Consider the following 2,200-nt stretch of genomic DNA (forward strand, 5'->3'; position numbering starts at 1 on the left):
GCACGATGCATCAAATGCAGCGTGCTATTTGTTTTGTCAGGCTTAATGGCATTCGTGCATTCCCCGTCTAAGCTTGTTGGATAAGGGCTCGCATGTAAGGGTGGGGTTATGACGTATCGTATTCATCTTACCGGTGCAGCGGAACAGGGCGTATGGATGGGTTTTCGCCGCTTGGCGCTGGTGTGCGAAGGTGGTGGTCAGCGCGGTATTTTTACAGCAGGTGTGCTGGACGCCTTTTTGGCCGAAGGGTTTTTTCCGTTCCAGCTCATGATAGGCACGTCGGCCGGTGCGCAGAATCTTTCCGCTTACGCTTGCGGACAACTGGGCTATGCGCGCCATGTTATCCGCCGTTACAGTACCCGCAAGGAATTTTATAACCCGTTGCGCTTTATGCGTGGCGGTCATCTGATAGATCTGGACTGGTTTTTGGATACGGCAGCGCGTGAGTACCCGCTGGATCTGGAGCGTGCCATGCTGCGTCTGGCGGGGCGCGAGCTTTATATGTGCGCCAGCCGCAGTGATACTTTGGTGACGGATTTTTTGCGGGTAGACCGGCATGGCTGGCTGCCATCAATCAAGGCATCCAGTGCTGTGCCCATGTTTTACCGTGGTGGCGTGACGCTGGGCGGGGTGTGCTACTGGGATGGCGGCGTGAGCGATGCTTTACCTGTCAAGGCTGCGCATGAGCGGGGGGCTGATTTGATCGTCGTGGTGCGTACGCTGCCGGTGGGGCATACCGAATCGGCACCGCGTCCGGTTGTGCATTTGCCGCAAGGCGGGCGCTTGCGGGCGGCCGCCGAAGTGGTGAACCGGCATAAGGCTGCTTATCGCGAGGCTCAGGCCTTTATCGAGTCGCCACCGGCCGGCGTGAGGGTGATGGAGCTTGCGCCCTTGCAGGCGCTAAGAAGTCATGCGCTGGGTAGCTCTCTTGCCGCCATGGAGCAGGATTATGCGACCGGGCGCGCCTGCGGCCGGCAGTTTATGGCACGCTATGCCTGGCGTTTATGCCAGAAAGAGGCCGACACACGGATAGTGAGCGCTTAGCTTAGCAATAGTGCGCTGGCAAAAACCAGTAGCATGGCCAGTGCACAACCCAGTTTGGCGACGGTGCCCAGCAAGAGCCCGATAAAAGTAGCCAGTCCGGCTTTCCCGGCTTGGAATGCATCACGTCTTGCGATGTATTCGCCGATGGCCGCACCCAGTAGCGGGCCGATAATCAGCCCGGCGATGCCCAGAAACAAGCCGAAGATGCTGCCCCAGAATGCCCCCCACAGCGCCTGATGGCTGGCACCACCGGCTTTTGCGCCCAGAATGCCTGCGATAAAGTCGGCAAGCATGCCGGCAGCCGTGAGTATGCCCAGCAGGGTGAGGGGCAGCCAGCCTATGTGCTGAAAATCGCCCAGCCAAGCTGCCAGCAGCATGCCGCCAAACATCAGCGGCAAGCCGGGCAGGGCGGGTAGAACCACGCCGGCAGCTCCTGCCAATATCAGCAGGGTAGCGGCCAGATAGCCAATGAGTGACAGATCCACGGGAGTCCGTTCTTGTAGGTATTGTTCCTTGGCGGCGGGTGTTTATCTTGAGCCGCCGTGAGCATCATATTTGCCGGGTATATTCGGCCAGCAAGCTCTGTTGCACGCTATGTGTTTTACCGCGGCCGGTTTTTTTGCGGTAACTGCCGTCCGACTGCATTTCCCAGGCATTGAAATTGTCGGTGAGGTTCATGCGTAACGCCTCCTTGATCACCCGGCGCTTGAGTGCCGGATCGATAATGGGGACGCAGGACTCGATGCGGCGGAAGAAGTTGCGCCCCATCCAGTCGGCACTGGCGATATATACGTTTTCAATCTTGTCGTTGTAGAAGTAGAACACGCGTGGATGTTCCAGAAAACGCCCGACAATAGAGCGTACGCTGATATTTTCCGACAGCCCTTCTACGCCGGGGCGCAAGGCGCAGACGCCGCGTATCAGTAGCTGGATTTTGACACCGGCCTGGCTGGCACGATACAGCGCATGGATCACCTGCGGCTCCAGCAGGGCATTCATTTTGGCGATGATGCTTGCCGGGCGGCCTGCCTTGGCATTGTCGGTTTCACGGGTGATTGCCAGCATGATCATGGAATGCAGGGTGAACGGGCTTTGTGCCAGTAATTTTAACTTGCTGGCGCGACCCAGTCCGGTGATCTGGACAAAGATATCGTTA

The 2,200-nt window shown here is 58.0% G+C and carries 2 protein-coding genes and 1 pseudogene; 1 reads left to right on the plus strand and 2 read right to left on the minus strand.

Annotated features, from left to right (window positions below):
• Positions 1-108: 108 nt before the first annotated feature.
• The gene (locus ACRC1E_RS07495; RefSeq protein WP_438514482.1) at positions 109-1,044 is read left to right on the plus strand and encodes a patatin-like phospholipase family protein; all 936 of its coding nucleotides are present in this window, start codon (positions 109-111) and stop codon (positions 1,042-1,044) included.
• On the opposite strand, the gene ACRC1E_RS07500 is transcribed toward ACRC1E_RS07495, so the two are convergent.
• Both ACRC1E_RS07500 and ACRC1E_RS07505 read right to left on the minus strand, forming a co-directional pair.
• Positions 1,041-1,529 carry a DUF456 domain-containing protein gene (locus ACRC1E_RS07500; RefSeq protein ID WP_438514483.1) on the minus strand — a complete coding sequence of 163 codons (489 nt, stop codon included), beginning with the start codon at positions 1,527-1,529 and terminating at the stop codon, positions 1,041-1,043. The two genes, ACRC1E_RS07495 and ACRC1E_RS07500, sit on opposite strands and share 4 nt — an antisense overlap.
• 64 nt (positions 1,530-1,593) lie before the next feature.
• A pseudogene (locus ACRC1E_RS07505) lies at positions 1,594-2,200 on the minus strand (polyphosphate kinase 1); the annotation flags it as partial.

The organism is Craterilacuibacter sp. (assembly GCF_051659485.1).
Classification (GTDB): Bacteria; Pseudomonadota; Gammaproteobacteria; order Burkholderiales; family Chromobacteriaceae; genus Craterilacuibacter.